Source organism: Saccharibacillus sp. WB 17, assembly GCF_008634075.2.
Lineage (GTDB): Bacteria > Bacillota > Bacilli > Paenibacillales > Paenibacillaceae > Saccharibacillus > Saccharibacillus brassicae.
In genome coordinates, this window is sequence record NZ_VPFK02000016.1 from 1 (window position 1) to 17,090 (window position 17,090).

The 17,090-nt window shown below is 62.2% G+C and carries 14 protein-coding genes; 11 read left to right on the top strand and 3 right to left on the bottom strand.

The window, feature by feature from the left end; genetic code table 11:
- Positions 1-542 precede the first annotated feature (542 nt).
- Both FTE24_RS08175 and FTE24_RS08180 read left to right on the top strand, forming a co-directional pair.
- Positions 543-3,884: a glycoside hydrolase family 3 C-terminal domain-containing protein gene (locus FTE24_RS08175; RefSeq protein WP_202111800.1), complete on the top strand. Its 3,342-nt coding sequence runs from the start codon at positions 543-545 to the stop codon at positions 3,882-3,884.
- A gap of 61 nt (positions 3,885-3,945) precedes the next feature.
- Positions 3,946-4,599, top strand: a complete 654-nt coding sequence (locus FTE24_RS08180; protein WP_337190035.1) for an MBL fold metallo-hydrolase — start codon at positions 3,946-3,948, stop codon at positions 4,597-4,599.
- A gap of 237 nt (positions 4,600-4,836) precedes the next feature.
- Here the strand turns inward: FTE24_RS08180 and FTE24_RS08185 are convergent, their stop codons facing one another.
- The 3 genes from FTE24_RS08185 to FTE24_RS08195 form a co-directional block, all read right to left on the bottom strand.
- Positions 4,837-5,316 carry a MarR family winged helix-turn-helix transcriptional regulator gene (locus tag FTE24_RS08185; protein ID WP_150230987.1) on the bottom strand — a complete coding sequence of 160 codons (480 nt, stop codon included), beginning with the start codon at positions 5,314-5,316 and terminating at the stop codon, positions 4,837-4,839.
- Positions 5,317-5,421: 105 nt separating this feature from the next.
- Positions 5,422-7,197, bottom strand: coding sequence for a sensor histidine kinase (locus FTE24_RS08190; RefSeq protein WP_150230984.1), 1,776 nt, complete (start codon positions 7,195-7,197; stop codon positions 5,422-5,424).
- On the bottom strand, positions 7,194-7,916 hold the full coding sequence (locus FTE24_RS08195; protein WP_150230982.1) for a response regulator transcription factor: 723 nt from the start codon (positions 7,914-7,916) through the stop codon (positions 7,194-7,196). Before FTE24_RS08195 ends, FTE24_RS08190 begins: the two co-directional genes overlap by 4 nt.
- A gap of 184 nt (positions 7,917-8,100) precedes the next feature.
- Between FTE24_RS08195 and FTE24_RS08200 the strand changes: the two genes are divergently transcribed.
- The 9 genes from FTE24_RS08200 (at position 8,101) to FTE24_RS08240 (ending at position 16,939) form a co-directional block, all read left to right on the top strand.
- Entirely contained in the window at positions 8,101-9,330 is a 1,230-nt protein-coding gene (locus tag FTE24_RS08200) for a DUF418 domain-containing protein (protein WP_237401695.1), read from the top strand.
- Positions 9,331-9,604: 274 nt separating this feature from the next.
- Complete coding sequence (locus FTE24_RS08205) at positions 9,605-10,447, top strand: DsbA family protein (RefSeq protein WP_150230978.1); 843 nt, start codon at positions 9,605-9,607, stop codon at positions 10,445-10,447.
- A gap of 182 nt (positions 10,448-10,629) precedes the next feature.
- Entirely contained in the window at positions 10,630-11,193 is a 564-nt protein-coding gene (locus FTE24_RS08210; protein WP_150230976.1) for an O-acetyl-ADP-ribose deacetylase, read from the top strand.
- 27 nt (positions 11,194-11,220) lie between these two features.
- The gene (locus tag FTE24_RS08215; RefSeq protein ID WP_150230974.1) at positions 11,221-12,189 is read left to right on the top strand and encodes an acetylxylan esterase; all 969 of its coding nucleotides are present in this window, start codon (positions 11,221-11,223) and stop codon (positions 12,187-12,189) included.
- Between the two features lie 236 nt (positions 12,190-12,425).
- Positions 12,426-13,280, top strand: coding sequence for a VOC family protein (locus FTE24_RS08220; protein ID WP_150230972.1), 855 nt, complete (start codon positions 12,426-12,428; stop codon positions 13,278-13,280).
- A 163-nt stretch (positions 13,281-13,443) separates the two neighbouring features.
- Positions 13,444-14,010 (top strand): hypothetical protein, encoded by a 567-nt coding sequence (locus FTE24_RS08225; protein ID WP_150230970.1) that lies wholly within the window; start codon positions 13,444-13,446, stop codon positions 14,008-14,010.
- A 42-nt stretch (positions 14,011-14,052) separates the two neighbouring features.
- Entirely contained in the window at positions 14,053-14,766 is a 714-nt protein-coding gene (locus FTE24_RS08230; RefSeq protein ID WP_150230968.1) for a uracil-DNA glycosylase, read from the top strand.
- Between the two features lie 169 nt (positions 14,767-14,935).
- The gene (gene fumC, locus FTE24_RS08235) at positions 14,936-16,315 is read left to right on the top strand and encodes a class II fumarate hydratase (RefSeq protein ID WP_150230966.1); all 1,380 of its coding nucleotides are present in this window, start codon (positions 14,936-14,938) and stop codon (positions 16,313-16,315) included.
- A gap of 63 nt (positions 16,316-16,378) precedes the next feature.
- Complete coding sequence (locus FTE24_RS08240; protein ID WP_150230964.1) at positions 16,379-16,939, top strand: YfiT family bacillithiol transferase; 561 nt, start codon at positions 16,379-16,381, stop codon at positions 16,937-16,939.
- The last annotated feature ends 151 nt before the right edge of the window (positions 16,940-17,090 follow it).

Genomic DNA, 17,090 nt, shown 5'->3' on the forward strand with positions numbered 1-17,090 from the left:
GCGCAAGGGGGAAGGGAGGAGTCTTCTATGTGGGGGAGGGGTTAGCGGTTTGGGCGGAATTCGCGAGTAAGATGGGGAATGTTGACTAGGCGTCAACATTTCAAGCGAAACTCGCAGGCAAAGTCGCGAATGTTGACTAAATGTACGCATTTGCCGCGATTTTGGTTGTAATCAGCTCTTTTACGTTGAAAATGTTGATTTTTAATCTACATTTGCATAAAACTTTATCGGCACAGGGGACAAATGTTGACCAAAAGTCATCATTCTTCCGCTCTTCTGCGCGCCGGTTCTGATTTTCGCTAATTTTACAGGCACGCGAGCAAGCTGCAGAATGACAGGGCGACAGAAACATAGATACACAGAAAGACAGAACGAGCGGGCGCGGCGCATCCTGGGTGATTCATCGTGGTTGTGCCCGAATGCTCGTTTGATTTCTTTTCCATTTGATTTTTTTAATAATGATAGCGCTTTATTGGATGGAAACGTCGAACCGATTTGTGGGAAAAACTCAACAGGCAGGCCCAATCAAGGAGGGAAAACCAATGACGCAGTTGTATTTGGATCACTCGCAGCCTTTGGAACAACGGGTGCGCGACCTGATCGCCCGGTTCACGCTTGAAGAAAAGCTCGCGCTGCTGCCGACCCGGCAGGCGGCGGTGGAGCGGCTCGGCGTGCCGGCTTACCGCGTCGGCGGGGAAGCGGCGCACGGCGTCGCCTGGAAAGGCGTGGCGACGGTGTTCCCGCAGCCGATCGGCTTGTCGTCGACCTGGAACAAAGAGCTGCTGCGCGAGATCGGTTCCGTCATCGGCGACGAAGCGCGCAGCTATCACCGAAGCGAGCCGGAGACGCACGGGCTGACGCTGTGGGCGCCGACGGTCGATATGGAGCGGAACCCGCTCTGGGGACGCACGGAAGAAGCGTACGGGGAAGATCCGCATTTGACGGGCAAGCTGGCCGCATCGCTCGCGAGCGGGATGCAGGGCGACCATCCGTTTTATCTGAAAATGGTTGCGACGCTCAAGCACTTTTTCGCCAATAACAACGAAGTCGGCCGTCTGGACGGATCGTCGAGCGTGACGCCGCGCAATATGCGCGAATATTACCTCGAAGCGTTCCGTATTCCGTTCGAGGAAGGCGGCGCGCTGTCGATGATGACCGCCTACAATTCGATCAACGGCACGCCGGCGATCGAGAGTCCTTACGTGCAGCGGTTCGTCAAGGACGAGTGGAAAATGGACGGCTTCATCGTCTGCGACGGAGGCGATCTGTCGCAGACGGTGAACTTCCACAAGTATCACGACTCGCACGCCGACTCCGTGGCGGGTGCGCTGCTCGCCGGCGTCGACAGTCTGACCGACGACCCGGAGCTTGTGATTGCGGCGGCGCGCGAAGCGCTGGAGCGCCGCCTCATTGGCGAAGAAGACGTCGACCGCGCGCTCGTCAACGTCTTCCGCATTCGATTCCGGCTCGGCCAGTTCGACCCGGAAGAACAGAACCCGTATGCGTGCATCCCGGAATCGACGCTCTGCGCGCCGGAGCACGCCGAGCTGGCGCGGCGTGCGGCGGAGCAGTCCGTCGTGCTGCTCAAGAACGACGGACTTCTGCCGCTGCGAAGCGCGGACGTGTCCGGCGCAGCCGTCGTCGGGCCGACGGCCGACGCGGTCTGGACGGATTGGTACAGCGGCACGCTGCCGTACCGCGTGTCGATCCTGGACGGCGTCCGGGCGAAGCTGGACGTCAACGACCCGGCCGCAGGTTCCGCGGGCGGGGAGCGGCCTGCGGCCGGAACGGTGCGCGAAGCGAACGAAGCGGTCGCCGGCTTCGATGAAGCGCAGCGCTGGCTGCGCGTTCGGGCCGCATACGGCGGCCCGGATGCGCCCGGCGGCATACAGCCGGGCGGCAGCGGCGCAGCGGCGGCGGATGCCGCAAGCGCTTTGGACGCCGCAAGCGCGGCTCATGCGGCAAGCGCGGCAAGCGCCGTACGCTACGTCGAAGGCAGCGACACGGTGCGGCTGAGAGATGCCGCGGACGGCGGCGTATGGGCCGTGCAGCCGGGCGCAGACGGCGTGCTGGCGCTGCGCGGCGCGGCATATGCGCTGTCAGGCAGCGCGGCGGATACGCGGTCCGGCTCCGCGCGCGAGCGGCAGGGCGACGCGTCGGCAGCTCCGCGGCCTGACGCGGACAGCCGAAGCGACGCTTCGCTGTTCGAGCTGACCCGCTGGGGCTGGGGACAGCATACGCTTCAGGCGCATGCCAACGGCCGCTTCGTCAGCGCGCAGGACGACAAGCCGCTGTCGGCTTCGGCCGACAAGATCGGCGGCTGGTTCGTCAAGGAACTGTTCGACCTGCACGAAGGCAGAGGCGGGGAGCTGACGCTGCGGCAGTGGAACGGCCTGCCGATCGGCCGGTTCGACGGCGAATCGGCGCAAGCCGCCGGGCACGGCAGCGCGGGCTTGGCGCCGCAGGATGCAGCGGCTTCGCTTTCGGCGGTTCCCCATCCGCCCGCTTCGGCGTCTCCCGATCTCCCCGCGCCTCCGGCAGCGGCGCCCGCGCCTGTGCTGCGCGCCGCAGCGCCGGCAAGCGATATCGCAGCCGCCGAGCTGCGTCTGGAGACAGTACGCAGCGGTATCGAACAGGCGGCCGAAGCGGCACGGCAGAGCGACGTCGCGATCGTCTGCGTCGGCAACAGCCCGTACGTCAACGGCAAAGAAGAGATCGATCGTCCGTCGCTCAAGCTGCCGCAGAGCCAGGAAGAGCTGATCCGCGCCGTGCACGCGGCCAATCCGCGCACGGTCGTCGTGATCGTCGGCAGCTATCCGTTCGCGCTGGGAGATCTGGCCGAGCTTGTGCCGGCGATTGTATACACGGCGCACGGCGGGCAGGAGATGGGCACGGCGATCGCCGACGTTCTGTTCGGCGACGCCGCTCCGGCGGGCCGGCTCAGCATGACGTGGTACCGCTCGGAAGCGGACCTTGCGCCCATGACGGATTACGACATTATCGGCAGCGGACAGACGTACCAATATTTTGCCGGCGACGTGCTGTACCCGTTCGGCCACGGTCTGACTTACGTGCCGTTCCGTTACGGAACGCCCAAGCTGAGCGGAAACACGTTCGGCGAAGGCGACGTCGTTACGGTGGAGATCGAGCTGACGAACGCGGGCACGTCGGACAGCGAAGAAGTACCCCAGCTGTACGTGCGCGCCGCGCAGTCGACCGTCAAGCGTCCGCTCAAGCAGCTCAAAGGCTTCGAACGCGTGCACATCGCGGCGGGACACACAGCGACAGTGAACTTCGTGCTTCCGGTCCAAGAGCTTGCGTTCTGGGACGTCACGCGCGACAAGTTTTGCGTGGAATCCGGCACGTACACGCTGATGATCGGCGCTTCTTCCGCGGATATCCGGGCGCAAGCCGACTTTGCGGTGGAAGGCGAGACGGTGCCGCCGCGCAATCTGTACGTCCCGACCCGCGCGGAGAACTTCGACGAGTCCGACAACGTGCTGCTGGACGAGGGCGAGCATGGCGAAACGGCTGTCCGTACGGCCGATCCGACTTCGCCGGGCGAACTGCGGTTCCGCGAGGTCGATCTGACCCGGGGGCTGGCCGGCTGGACGCTGCGCGTGCGCAACGGCGGAACGGCCGGGCGCGTCGAGCTTCGTCTCGGAGACGCGGACGGCAAGCTGCTCGGCGTGGAAGATATTGCGGGCGCACGGGAAGGGGAATGGAGTACTCTCTCCGGTCAAAAAGAGCCGGGCGGACGTGACGCGAAGACGTCGGATGATCCGGCGCCCGGCTTGACTGTCGATCGCCCGGTCGACCTGTATGTCCGGCTGCACGGTTCGATCCGCTTGGGCGAGCTGACGCTGCTTCCGGCAGCCGAATGATCCCGAAGCCGGAAATCGCTTGACAGCCCGCAGGCCGCCTCTTATGGTCAAGAGGCGGCNCGTGGCGGAGCCGGACGGCGTAACGCTCGTCGATACCGGCCTGTCGATGATGGCGGGAGCCATTCTGCAAGAAATCGACCGGATGAATGCCGGTCCGCTGAAGCGGATCGTGCTGACGCACGGCCATGCCGACCATGTGGGCGGGCTCAAGCGCATCCTGGCGCAGCGTCCCGTCCCGGTGTACATGCACGAGCGCGAGATTCCGTACGCGGAAGGGGACTTGGCTTACCCGGGGAAAAGCCAGGCCAGAGCCCACGTGGAAAAAGGCATCCTGCAGCCGCTGCCCGCCGCGCCGAAGCACGGACCGGCGCGAATCGGCGAACTGGACGTGTACTTCACGCCCGGCCATTCGCCGGGCCATGTCGTATATTGGCACGGCGCGGACAAAGTGCTGCTGGCCGGCGACCTTTTCAACGCCAAGCGGGGCCGGTTGATTCCGCCCCGGTTCACGCCCGATCCCGAACTTGCGCTGCAAAGCGCAGGCGTGCTCCGCGATTTCGATCCCGAACGTATGCAGGTGTGCCACGGCGGCACGGTCTACCGTCCGGCGGGCCAGCTGGACGATCTCGAGCGCGAAGCCGAAGCGTCCAGGCTTGCTCAAGCCCGGCTGCAGGAGATGCGGGACAAACGAAACAGCAAAAAAAGCCGGCGCTGAGCGTCGGCTTTTTTTCTCGGGCAGCTTGCTTCGGTTTCTTGCCCGACTTGCCCGGCCCGTGCGCCGCCCGCGCACCCAACCATCGGCAAACAGCCCGACTCTCCAAACGGAGAATCGGGCTGTTTAACATTTTAAGCCGACGCCGGCTTTTTACGCGTGGTTCCTTACATCGGCTGCGGCACAAGCCCTTATACACATTCCAACCCGAAGTTGCCGCGCTGCCGACCGAAACCGTATTCAGGACAAATCGGACGCTTCCTCGCCGCCGGCTTCGATAGCCGGGCCGTCGTCGTAACGTTCCGCGTTGCGTTCGATTCTGCGGAACGCTTCGGCCAGCAGGTCGAGCTGCTCCGGGGTGAAGTCTTCGATCATGGCGGCGTTATGATGCCGTTCGATCACCGATGTCTCTTCCGTGACCTGGCGGCCTTTGTCCGTCGGATAGATAAGGTAGGCGCGCCGGTCCGCCCGGTCACTGCTGCGCATGATCAGTCCTTTGCGGTGCAGGACGTTGAGGATGCGGGTGACGGTCGGCTGGTCTTTGGAAGTGCGCTCGGCGATTTCTTTTTGATTCATGCCTTCCTTGAAACAGATGCAGCACATCACGGACCACTGCTCGGGCGTCAAATCGTAGTCTTTGAGCTTGGCGGCGAGACGGTTGCTGACTTTGCGGTAGATGACGCCCAGTTGAAAACCGATAGAATCTTGCGGCTGATACAACGATAGTCCCCCTCTTACTCGACCGGATTCCGTCCCCGCGGCCCGGCCTGCTCATTCTGGTTTTGCTGCTTGCTCACGCAAGTATACGAAGTTCGGAAAGCGGTGTCAAATATCGGGCGCGACCGGAAAAACGAGCGTGATCCGGGTGCCCCGGCCGGGCCTGGAATCGACGGAAATCGTGCCTTTGTGCGCGGTGACGACCGCATGCGCGATACTCATGCCGAGCCCCGCGCCGTCGACGCCTTCGTCGGTGTTCGTGCCCCGGTAGTAGCGGTCGAACAGGCGGGCCTGCGTCTGTTCGTCCATGCCGGACCCTTCGTCGCGCACTTCGATGACGGCGTCGCTGCCTGTCCGCCGCAGCGACAGCGTGATCGGCGTGCCGGGTTCGTTATGCTTGACCGCGTTCGAGATCAGATTGTCGAGCAGCCGTTGAAACCATTTGGCGTTTGCGAGAATCCCGACCGGTTCGTCGCTTTCCTCGAAGCCGAACGACGTGCCCGGCAGCGTCGCGTCGTTGACGTAACGCAGAACCGCCCGGCGCACGAATTCGTTCAGTTCGAGCGGTTCGAGCCGTTCGCCCGGCGTATGGTTTTTGAGTTCGAACGTCAGCGAGAAGTCCTGCAGCAGCTCCAGCATGTAGGCGCTTTTCTCCCGGATGGTGACGCCCATGTCGCGCAGTTCCCGTTCGCTCCAGCTGAACTGCCCGCTTTCGAGCAGATGCCCGTAACCCTGCACCGAAGTGAGCGGCGTGCGCAGGTCGTGCGAGATACCGGCCATCCATTCTTCGCGGGATTTTTCCAGGCGCCGCCGTTCGTCGCGCGAACCCGCCAGTTTGCCGGCCATGTCCGAAAATCCCGCGATCACTTCGCCGTACAGTTTGTAGCGGGCGCGGAAGCGTCCGTTTTTGCGGAAAATCTTGCGGCGTTCTTTGTCGGTAAACACATGCTCGTATTCGCCCCGGCCCATTCGTTCGAAGCCGCGCATGAACAGCAGCAGCGGGCCGCCGTAGCGGTATCCGTGCCAGGCCGCTAGGGCGAGCGTCAGCAGCAGGATCGCGCCGCCCACGATGCCCGATACGGTCAGGATCAGGCGCAGCATCGGCTGCCGGGGTGATTCCGCTTGCGCCCGCGGCGATTCCAGCAGCCACGTATAGCCGGATTCCGCATCGTAATGGTACGACAGCCCGGTGTCCGCCGTGCCGGGCGCCGAACGGATACGGACGAGATCGAGCGCTCCTTCTTCTTCGAATTCCCGCTGCGCGTTCGCGCCGTATCTTTGCACGGTTCGTCCGTTCTCGTCCAGCACGCGCAGCGAAGCGCCGAGCCGCTGCACTTCGCCGCCGAGCCTCTTTTCGGCCGAAGAACGGACGCGACCGGACTCCGAATCACGCGTGAACCAGTCCTGAAGCTTGCTTGCGTTGGGGTCGAGCTGCCCGAGCAGGTAGAAGCTGCGCTGGCCGTAAAACTCTTCGTACATCGTCGTCATGCGGTAAGAGCCGAGCCGGTGCGTATCGGCGATGCGAAGCAGCCGGGCCGCGGAATACCGATCTGGCACGTCTTCCGGTGCATTGGCCGCATAGGCGATCTCGCCGCGGGCGTCGACGATTTGCAGCCAATACCCTCTTTTTTGCAGCTGCCGCGGCCATGCTTCGGGCAGTTCGGCGCTGCCGCTTTCGACGATCGTCTCGACCGACAGCGAATCCAGGATCGCTTCCGGGGTGCCGGTCTCAAGCTGGTCGCGGCTTAGATAGTAGATGAGCACGAAGAGGGCGACGAAGATCGTCGTCAGCACCGACAGCCAGATCATGAAGAACTGCACCGTGAAATGCAGGCCGAGCCGCCTCGCGAGGCGCCCGGGGCGGAAGCTTGGCGGCTTGTTCATGCGAAGCGTCCCCGCACAAGCTTGTAGCCGAGTCCGCGAACGGTCAGCAGAAGGCGGGGCGAACCGGGATCGGCTTCGATCCGCTCGCGGATCTTGCGGATATGGACCATGACCGTATTGTCGTCGCTCAGACCGTCGAAGCCCCAGACCGATTCGTACAGCTGCGCTTTGGAGAAGACGATATCGGGATTGCGGCACAGAAACAGCAGCAGTTGGTACGCCTGCGCGGGACAGGCGACCGGCCGGCCGCCGACCGTCAGCTCGCCGGCGCGTTCGTCGAGCACGAAATCGCCGAAGTCGTACCGCCGGCGCGTATCGACAATCGCCGCCGGGGCAGGCTGCGTCTCGACCGGACCGCGGCGCAGGCGCGCGCGGATTCTCGCGGCGATCTCCAGCGGATTGAACGGCTTGGTGACGTAATCGTCGCCGCCTACGGCAAAGCCGGTCAGCCGGTCGAGATCGGTCGTCCGCGCGGTCAAATAGATCAGGTGCGCGTCCGACAGCTCGCGGATCTGCGGGCCGAGTTCGAAGCCGCTGCGATCGGGCAGCATGACGTCGAGCAGGATGACGTCCGCGCCGTGTTCGCGCAGCAGCGCCAGCCCTTCCGCGGCCGTACCCGCCGTATGGATACGTTCGAAGCCTTCTTTGCGCAGCACGATCTCGATCATCTGCACGATCGCTTTCTCGTCGTCCACGATCAAAATGGTGGTAGGGTTCATGAATTTCTCTCCTTATTGTAGCGCAGGCCTTTTCCGCTTCGGGGAGCGCCTGCCGCGTGCTGCAGCCATCTTAACACGGCCCGGCGCTTCCTGCGCATGCGGCAGGCAGAGTTAAGGAAACGTTAAGAAAGGCTTTAGCGTCTCTTCAAGCCGCCGCGTTACACTGGGTGCAGAGGTGATGGACATGGACAGAACCAAAAGGGTTCAATTAATCGACGGTCTGAGAGGCTTCAGCCTGGCCGGCATTTTGATTGCGAACATGCTTATTTTTCAATACGGATTGTTAGGGGAGACCGAGCCGCAGCTGTTCGGAATCGAAGGAGCGGACCTGGCTTTCCGCTCGTTCCTGTTTATCGCGGTCGTCGGCAGCTTCATGCCGATCTTCGCTTATCTGTTCGGGTTCGGGATGGTCAAGCTGGCGGACAGCCTGACCGTACGCGAACTGCGCCCCAAATGGCATCTGGCGAGACGCTTCCTGCTGCTGCTCGGCATCGGCATGCTGCATGCGACGTTTTTGTGGGAAGGCGACATTTTGACTTTTTACGGCATGACCGGCTTTTTCCTGCTGCTGTTTGTGGGACGCAAACCGAAAACGCTGCTGATCTGGGCGGTGCTGCTCATGACCGTGATGGGCGCGCTCGGGCTGACGCCGCTCGATCCGGTCGAAGCGGGACTCGGCTCGTCGGCGCATACGCAAAATTATGTGCTGCAAAGCCGCGACGTCTACGGCACCGGCACGTACGCGGAGATTCGCAGCTTCCGCAACGAAGTCGATCCGTTCGGGGAAGAAAACGGGATGTTTCTGCTGTTTGCCGTTTTGTTTGCCCCGATTCTGATTGCCCCGATGTTCCTGCTCGGGATGCGGGCCGCGAGAATAGGCACGTTCGACGATCCGCAGGGCATGCGCCGCTTCCATCGGCGCCGCGCCGCCGTCTTCATTGCGATCGGGCTGCTGCTCAAAGCTTACGGCATGCTGGCGCCGCAGCTCGGCGGAGCAGGGCTGCCCGGGCTGGGGCTCGGCGATACGGTCGGCGGGGCGATTCTGTCGCTCGGGTATATCCATGCGTTTGCCCTGCTGTACGCCGGCGTTCGCCGCCACCGCCTGCTGCCGAACTTCGAAGCTGTCGGCCGCTTGTCGATGACGAATTATTTGATGCAGAGCGTGATCGGCACGACGATTTTTTACGGATATGGCTTCGGGCTGTTCGGCCACGCCGGCGTATTCGTCGGCACCGTGATCGCGCTGGCGATCTATGCGGCGCAGCTCTGGCTGAGCCCGCTCTATCTGCGCCGGTTCCGCACCGGACCGATCGAGTATGTGCTGCGCGTCTGGACGTACCTGTCCTGGCGGGGCCGGCCGAAAACGCGCAAACTTCGTCCGCCCTCTTCGGAAGAACGCTCCCGCGTCTCCTGAAGCCGGGTTCGGCGCCTGCGCGGCGCCTCGGCAAGGAAGCGACCAGACGAGCATAGAAGACGCAGAAGTAGGCCCGCTTCGGGAGAAGCGGGCTTTTGGCGCGCAAAAGAACGATAAAAGAACGGTATCGACGTCTTATTTTTAACGGAAATGCTTGGAAGCTTGAATCGGACCGCCCATACTCGATATAATCAAAGACAGTCGTTCCTGTCGGTCGGCAGCCTTACGGGCTGAGCGGCAATGACAGGCAAACTTGAGGATAAGGGGAAAAAGGATGAGCAAAAACAAAAAGCCGGCGCCGAAAAACGGCAAGCCGCAGGGTGCCAAAAGAAATACGGGGGGCGCCGCAAGACCGCAAAACGGCCGGCCGCAAAACGCCAGACCGCAGCAAAATCCGAACACGGCCGCTTCGCAGTGGACGTCGGGCAGCAAGCGCAAGAAAAGCAATCTGAGCGCGATCGCGCTGGGCTTTGTCGGCCTGGTCGTGGTGCTGCTGGTACTGATCTACCTGCTGACGAAGTTCGGGGAAAACCAGGCGCCGGCGGCTTCCGCCGAACCGGTCGTGCTGACGAACTATGTCGCAACGAACCAGCCGACGCTCGGCAAAGCGGACGCGAAGGTCAAAATCGTCGAATTCGGCGATTACAAATGCCCGGACTGCAAAATTTGGACAGAAACGGTACTGCCGGAGCTGAAGACCAAATATGTCGATACGAACGAAGCTTCGTTCCAATTCGCCGATTATCCGTTCCTGGCTGACGATTCCATGCTGCTCGCTTTGGGCGGACAAGCGCTGTACGAACAAAATCCGGATTATTTCTGGGCTTACAACAAAGCGGTGTACGCGAACCAGGATACGAACAAAGTGCGCGACAACTGGGTAACGGAAAAATACATCGTCGATCTGGTCAAACAAACGGTGCCGGATGCCGATATCGAGAAATTCGCGGCCGATCTCAAAAACAAAACGTACCAGGCTGCCGTAACAGCCGACGTCAAGGCTGGCGACGACAGCAAAATCACCGGCACGCCGTCGATTTTCGTCAACGGCACCAAAGTCGAGAATCCGACGCTTGAGAACGTGGAAGCGGCGATCGAAGCGGCCAAAGCGGGCTGAGCCTTTTTTCACACACAGTCGTTCAAGTAATTCAAGCTGTTCAAGCCTGTCGGCGAGCAGACCGGATTTTCGGTCACGCTTCGCCGACAGGCTTTTTTTTGGCGGAAAAAGAAGCCCGAACCGGTTCGCCCGCGATCAAAACGGTGAAATACGGCATATTCGCGAAAAGGGAGGGCTTATCCATGGAACGAACGGTATACGGAACCCGCGTCATCGTCGTGCGCGGCGATATTACCCGATACGAGACGGACGCTATCGTCAATGCGGCGAATTCGTCGCTGCTCGGAGGCGGAGGCGTGGACGGAGCGATTCACCGCGCCGGCGGCCCGGCCATACTGGAAGAATGCCGCGCTGTCCGCGCCCGGCAGGGAGGCTGCGAGACGGGCGACGCGGTCGTGACGACGGCAGGGAAGCTGCCCGCGAACATCGTCGTGCACACGGTCGGCCCGGTGTATCAAGACGGCACGGACGGGGAAGCGAAGGCGCTATCGTCCTGCTACGTCCGCTCGATCGAAGAAGCGACTTTGGCGGGAGCGCGGCGGATCGCTTTTCCGAACATTTCGACAGGCATCTACGGGTATCCCAAACAAGCGGCGGCCGAGACGGCGTGGGCGGCGATCCGCGGCGAACTGGAGCGCCGGGCGTCCGCAGGCGGCGAACCGCTTTTGGAAGAAGCGGCGTTCGTCTGCTACGATGAAGAGAACGAACGCCTGTATCGGAGCCTGCTGGAGCGGGAAGACCGGTAAGGGTGCAAAAGGAGACTGGAACCCGCAATGACGAACAGTATTCAGAACCGCATCCGCGAACTGGAGCGCCGCAGCCCGATCCTGACGGCGGAAGACGACCTCGACGCTTTCTGGGAGGCGACGCTCGCGTCGTACGCGGACAAGCCGCTAAACGGCACGCGGGAGCTCGTGCACACCCCGATGGGCGGCATGCGCGCCTACAGATCGACTTACGAAGGCGCGGACGACACGCCGATGCACGCCTGGTACTTGACGCCGGCGGCCGAACCGGCGGACGGCGGGAAATTCCCGTGCGTGGTCCATTACCACGGGTACGGCGGCGGCAAAGGCATGCCGGAGCAGTTCGCCCATTATATTCTGATGGGCTTCGCCGTGCTGTCGGTCGACGTGCGCGGGCAGGGCGGCGAGACGGGCAGCCGGCTGGACCAGCCTTACGGGGCGGCCAAAGGCTGGCTGACGCCGGGCATTCTCGATCGGGAAACGGCCTACTACCGGGCGATTACGATCGACGCGATCCGCGCGGCGGAATGGGCCGCGGCGCAGCCGGAGACCGACCCGAACCGGGTGCTGCTGATCGGCGGCAGCCAGGGAGGCGGGCTTGCGCTGATCGTGTCGGCGCTGAGCGGCGTGCCCAAAGCGGCGGTCGCCCATATCCCCAACATGTGCCAGATGGACTTCGGCATTCTGAACGCGAACAGTTCGCTGTCCGAAGCGGCGGAGTTCGTCAGCCGGCATCCCGGGCATCTGGACGCGGTGCTGCGCACGCTCAGCTATTTCGACAACGTCAATCTGGCGCACCGGATTCGGATTCCGGTCATGGTCTCCTGCGGTTTGAAAGATCTCTGCTGCATGCCGGAGACGGTCTATGCGGCGTACAACCGCATCGTCTCGGACAAGGAAATGCGCGTGTATCCGTTCGACGGGCATTGGGTGTCGGACGGGCAGAACCGGCTGGCGATGGAGTTTTTGGCCAGACAGGCCGGTTTGTCCGGTTAACAGATGTTAGGGAAAAGCAGCGAATCGGAAAAAAGATCAAAGAGAACGAGCCGCATACAAATCACAAGAAGAAGCCTGCGAATGCGACGGTCCGAACGGCCGCGTATGCAGGCTTCTTTTAATCATTTGCTTTACTTTTGTAACTTAGTATACTATGATGAAACTATAAATAATATTACTCATGACAAACAAATAATTATATAAGAAAAAATGTATAAAAACAGGAGGTTACATCCATGTCCGCTTATCAGATTCATCCCGACGCCCATATGGGGCGGGTTCAGCTCAAAGTCAGCCAGATCGAACGGTCGATCCGCTTCTACCGTGAAACGATCGGTCTTACGCTTCTGTCGCAGACGTCCACGACAGCCGAATTCGGCGTGAGCGGCAGCGGCGTGCTGCTCGGGCTCGAAGAAGTGGAGCAGGCGATCGTGCTGCCGCAGCAGAGCGTGACGGGCTTGTACCACTTCGCCATCCTGCTGCCGGATCGCGCCTCGCTCGGCACGACGCTGCGCCATTTGGCCGCAAGCGGGATTGGCATCGGACAGGGCGACCATGCGGTCAGCGAAGCGTTCTACCTGAACGATCCCGACGGCAACGGTATCGAGATTTACGCGGACCGTCCCCGTTCCCAGTGGCAAAAAGACGCCAAAGGCGAATACGTCATGGGCAGCGATCCGGTCGACGTGCAGTCGCTGCTTCAGCTCGCCGGTCCCTGGCACGGACTGCCGGCCGGCACCGTGATCGGCCACGTCCATCTGCATGTCGGCAATCTGCCCGCAGCGCGCGCCTTTTACGTGGACGGCCTCGGCTTCGACGTCGTGCTGCATTTCGGCGGCGGGGCGCTGTTCGTCTCGGCGGGCGGCTACCATCACCATATGGGACTCAACACATGGGCGGGCGTCGGCGCTCCGGCGGCGCCCGCGAATGCGGTCGGGCTGCGCTATTTCACGATCGAATATCCGGACGCGGCAGAACTCGGCGCGGCCGTATCCGCGCTGCGCGCAGCCGGAATCGAAGTGACGGACACGCCGGAAGGGCCTTCCGCGCTCGATCCGTTCGGCAACCGCGCCGTGCTGCGCGTATCCTGACCGGCTTTGCTGCATCGCGGCGTCTGTCGTCCGACCCTTGCTTCGCGATTCAACGGCTTTCCTTATGGGGAAAGCCGTTTTCTTTGTTTACGGGCTGCGGTATAATTTGAACCGATACGCCGCGAAGGCGATCGGACATCGAGAAGAAAGCGGGGAAAGGGCAATGAGGGTCATCGGAGTCTTGTTGAATGCGCTTGGCGCGTTCTGGATCGTCATGGGCACCTGGTTTGTGCTCGATACGTGGAAGCCGGGCATCGGCAATTCAACCGCGTCGACCGCGATCGGGTTTGTTCTCTTTTTCGCGCTGCCGGGCCTGCTGTTCCTGCTGCTCGGTTATTGGCTGCTGCGCCGCAGCAAGCGCCTGCGGGCGCTGCGCGAACAGGCGGGCGTCGGCCGGGGCGGCCACGGATCGCGCACCTCGCAGAGCGCCTATGACGGATCGTCCGCAGCCGGCGGACGGCCGAGCTACGAGGCGCAGATGGCCGAATTGGACGCGCAGACGAGCCGTTATTCCGCCGAAGAGCCGGAGAGCGCCGAAGATCAACCGGCGGCGGACAGCGGCAGTACAATCTACCGCACCAAATCGGTCCGTCCGAAAGCCGGCGCGTCCGGGCTCGTCGTGGCGGTCTGCCGCTCGTGCGGCAGCCGCAAAACGATTCGCGCCGGCACCGAAACGCAGTGCGAATACTGCAGCGCGCCGATCGAAGAGACGCAGAACGCCTATTCATAATCCGCCGCCGCGAACAAGCGAACAGGAGAGGGGAACCGCCGCATGAAGCCGATTTTTACGAACGATTGGGCCGGGATTCTGCATCCCGAAATGGAGAAGCCGTATTACGCCGAACTTCGGCGCAAGCTGGCGGACGAATACCGGAGCGGAACCGTCTACCCGGACATGTACCGCATCTTCAGCGCTTTTCATTTGACAGCTCTGGCGGATACGCGAGTCGTCATCTTGGGTCAGGACCCGTACCACGGACCGAACCAGGCGCACGGATTGAGCTTTTCGGTCCAGCCGGGCCGCAGCGTGCCGCCGTCGCTGGACAACATTTACCGCGAGCTGCGGGACGATCTGGGCTGCGAGCCGGTGCGCCACGGCTTTCTCGAATTCTGGGCGAAGCAGGGCGTCCTGCTGCTCAATAACGTATTGACCGTGCGCCGGGGCCAGGCGGCTTCGCATCAGGGCATGGGCTGGGAGACGTTCACGGACGCCGCGATCGCGGCGATTAACGAGCGCAAGCAGCCGGCCGTGTTCATCCTGTGGGGACGCAGCGCCCAGGAGAAAGGTTCTTTCATCGATGCCGGCCGGCATCTGGTACTCAAGGCGGCGCATCCGAGCCCGCGCTCTGCGGACCGCGGATTTTTCGGCAGCCGTCCGTTTTCGCAAGCGAACGATTTTTTGCGGGAGCACGGCCTGCCGGAGATCCAATGGTGTCTGCCCGCCGAGCCGGAACCGCTGCAGGAAGAAGGAACGACAGTCACTTGAAGCTGTGCGGATCGTCGCGCAGCGACCGGGTATGCGCAGCGGATACACCGCCCGGCAAAATTGTGGAGACATTTGCTTTTGATATGGCTTTCTTTTTGACTATTGAAAACGCTACAATTAAACTTGAAGCGTGACCATTTTGTGATAGCGATGAAGGAGGAGACGGATTTTGGATTACCGGATCGAAAAAGACACGCTTGGTGAAATGAAGGTGCCCTCGAATAAAATGTGGGGGGCGCAGACGCAGCGCAGCAAAGAAAACTTTCCGATCGGCCAGGAGAAGATGCCTTCCGAAGTCATTCGCGCTTTCGCCATCTTGAAAAAATCGGCGGCGCTCGCGAACCGCGATCTCGGCAAGCTGTCCGAAGCCAAAGCCGGCGCGATCTCGCAGGCGGCCGACGAGATTCTCGAAGGGCTGCTCGACGAGCATTTCCCGCTTGTCGTCTGGCAGACGGGCAGCGGCACGCAGTCCAACATGAACGTCAACGAAGTGATCGCCTACCGCGGCAACCAGCTGCTCGAAGGCAAAGGCGGTACCGAGGAGCGTCTTCATCCGAACGACGACGTCAATATGTCGCAGAGTTCCAACGACACGTTCCCGACCGCGCTGCACGTAGCCGGCGTGACGGCCGTCGAAGACAAGCTGCTGCCGGCGATTGCCGTGCTCAAAGCGACGTTCGACGAGAAGGTCGAAACTTTCAAAGACGTGATCAAGATCGGGCGCACGCATCTGATGGACGCGACTCCGCTGACGCTCGGCCAGGAGATCAGCGGCTGGTCCGCAATGCTGGAGAAAAGCGGCACGATGATCAAGGAAAGCGTGCAGCACATGAAGGAGCTGGCGATCGGCGGCACGGCGGTCGGTACCGGCATCAACGCGCATCCGGAATTCGGCGACCGCGCGGCGGCGTATATCTCGCAGTTCACGCAGGCCAAGTTCACGTCGGCTCGCAACAAGTTCCACGCGCTGACGAGCCACGACGAAGCGGTCTACACGCACGGCGCGATCAAAGGGCTCGCGGCCGACCTGATGAAGATCGCCAACGACGTGCGCTGGCTGGCCAGCGGTCCGCGCAGCGGGCTCGGCGAGATCCGCATTCCGGAGAACGAACCGGGCAGTTCGATCATGCCGGGCAAAGTGAATCCGACCCAGCCGGAAGCGATCACGATGGTCGTGGCGCAGGTATTCGGCAACGATACGACGATCGGCTTCGCCGCCAGCCAGGGCAACTTCGAGCTGAACGTGTTCAAGCCGGTACTGATCTACAATTTCCTGCAATCCGTTAACCTGCTGGCCGATTCCATCCTCGCGTTCAACGACAAATGCGCGGTCGGCATCGAAGCGAACCTGGATCAGATCCAGCACAACCTGAACAATTCGCTGATGCTCGTCACGTCGCTCAATCCGCATATCGGCTACGAGAACGCGGCGAAGATCGCCAAGAAAGCGCATGCTGAAGGCACGTCGCTCAAGGAAGCGGCTCTGTCGACAGGACTGCTGACCGAAGAAGAATTCGACCGTTACGTCGATCCGAAGAAGATGATCTGATCCGCGATTCGACGAACGACCCGGCAAACGATTCGATAAAAAGATCCAGGGGAGGCCTACGCCGTGAACGAACATGCCGCAAGTGAAAGCGAACTTGAAGCCCTGCGTTACCCGATCGGCAGGCCCGCGCAGCTCGAGACGTTCGAAGACGACCAGCTCGAAGCGTGGATCGAAGACATCCGGCGTCTGCCGGACCGCCTCGAAGCGGCGATCGAAGGGCTGAGCGAAGCGCAGCTCGATACGCCGTACCGCCCGGGCGGGTGGACCGCCCGGCAGGTCGTGCACCATCTGGCGGACAGCCATATGAACGCCTACGTGCGGCTCAAGCTTGCGCTGACCGAAGACAAGCCGACGATCAAGCCGTACGACGAGAACATCTGGGCGGAGCAGCCGGATGCCGGCAGCCTTGCCGTCGGCGCGTCGCTGCTGATTCTGCGCGGCCTGCATACGCGCTGGGCGTTCCTGCTGGAATCGCTGACGCCGGAGCAGATGCGCCGGAGCTTCTACCATCCGGAATCCGAAACATGGACGCTGCTCGGCGTACAGACGGAGCATTACGCCTGGCACGGCAAGCATCACGCGTCCCAGATCGCTTCGCTCGTGGAGCGTTCGGGCTGGCGCTAAGCAGCGCCTGACTCGGCGCGCCCGGTCGGCCGCGTTCGCCCGGCCGTGTTCGCCCGGCCGTGTCCGCATGGACATGAACGTCCGGCGGCAAGGCCGCCCGGTCCGCTCCATGACAAAGACTCCGATCTTCCCACTGGGGAAGACCGGAGTC

What these genes read in the sequence shown, in the direction of transcription:
- FTE24_RS08175 (WP_202111800.1), top strand. Translation starts at nt 543, where the DNA reads ATGACGCAGTTGTATTTGGATCACTCGCAGCCTTTGGAACAACGGGTG.
- FTE24_RS08215 (WP_150230974.1), top strand. Translation starts at nt 11,221, where the DNA reads ATGACGAACAGTATTCAGAACCGCATCCGCGAACTGGAGCGCCGCAGC.
- FTE24_RS08210 (WP_150230976.1), top strand. Translation starts at nt 10,630, where the DNA reads ATGGAACGAACGGTATACGGAACCCGCGTCATCGTCGTGCGCGGCGAT.
- FTE24_RS08200 (WP_237401695.1), top strand. Translation starts at nt 8,101, where the DNA reads ATGGACAGAACCAAAAGGGTTCAATTAATCGACGGTCTGAGAGGCTTC.
- FTE24_RS08205 (WP_150230978.1), top strand. Translation starts at nt 9,605, where the DNA reads ATGAGCAAAAACAAAAAGCCGGCGCCGAAAAACGGCAAGCCGCAGGGT.
- FTE24_RS08195 (WP_150230982.1), bottom strand. Translation starts at nt 7,916, where the DNA reads ATGAACCCTACCACCATTTTGATCGTGGACGACGAGAAAGCGATCGTG.
- FTE24_RS08230 (WP_150230968.1), top strand. Translation starts at nt 14,053, where the DNA reads ATGAAGCCGATTTTTACGAACGATTGGGCCGGGATTCTGCATCCCGAA.
- FTE24_RS08190 (WP_150230984.1), bottom strand. Translation starts at nt 7,197, where the DNA reads ATGAACAAGCCGCCAAGCTTCCGCCCCGGGCGCCTCGCGAGGCGGCTC.
- FTE24_RS08220 (WP_150230972.1), top strand. Translation starts at nt 12,426, where the DNA reads ATGTCCGCTTATCAGATTCATCCCGACGCCCATATGGGGCGGGTTCAG.
- FTE24_RS08225 (WP_150230970.1), top strand. Translation starts at nt 13,444, where the DNA reads ATGAGGGTCATCGGAGTCTTGTTGAATGCGCTTGGCGCGTTCTGGATC.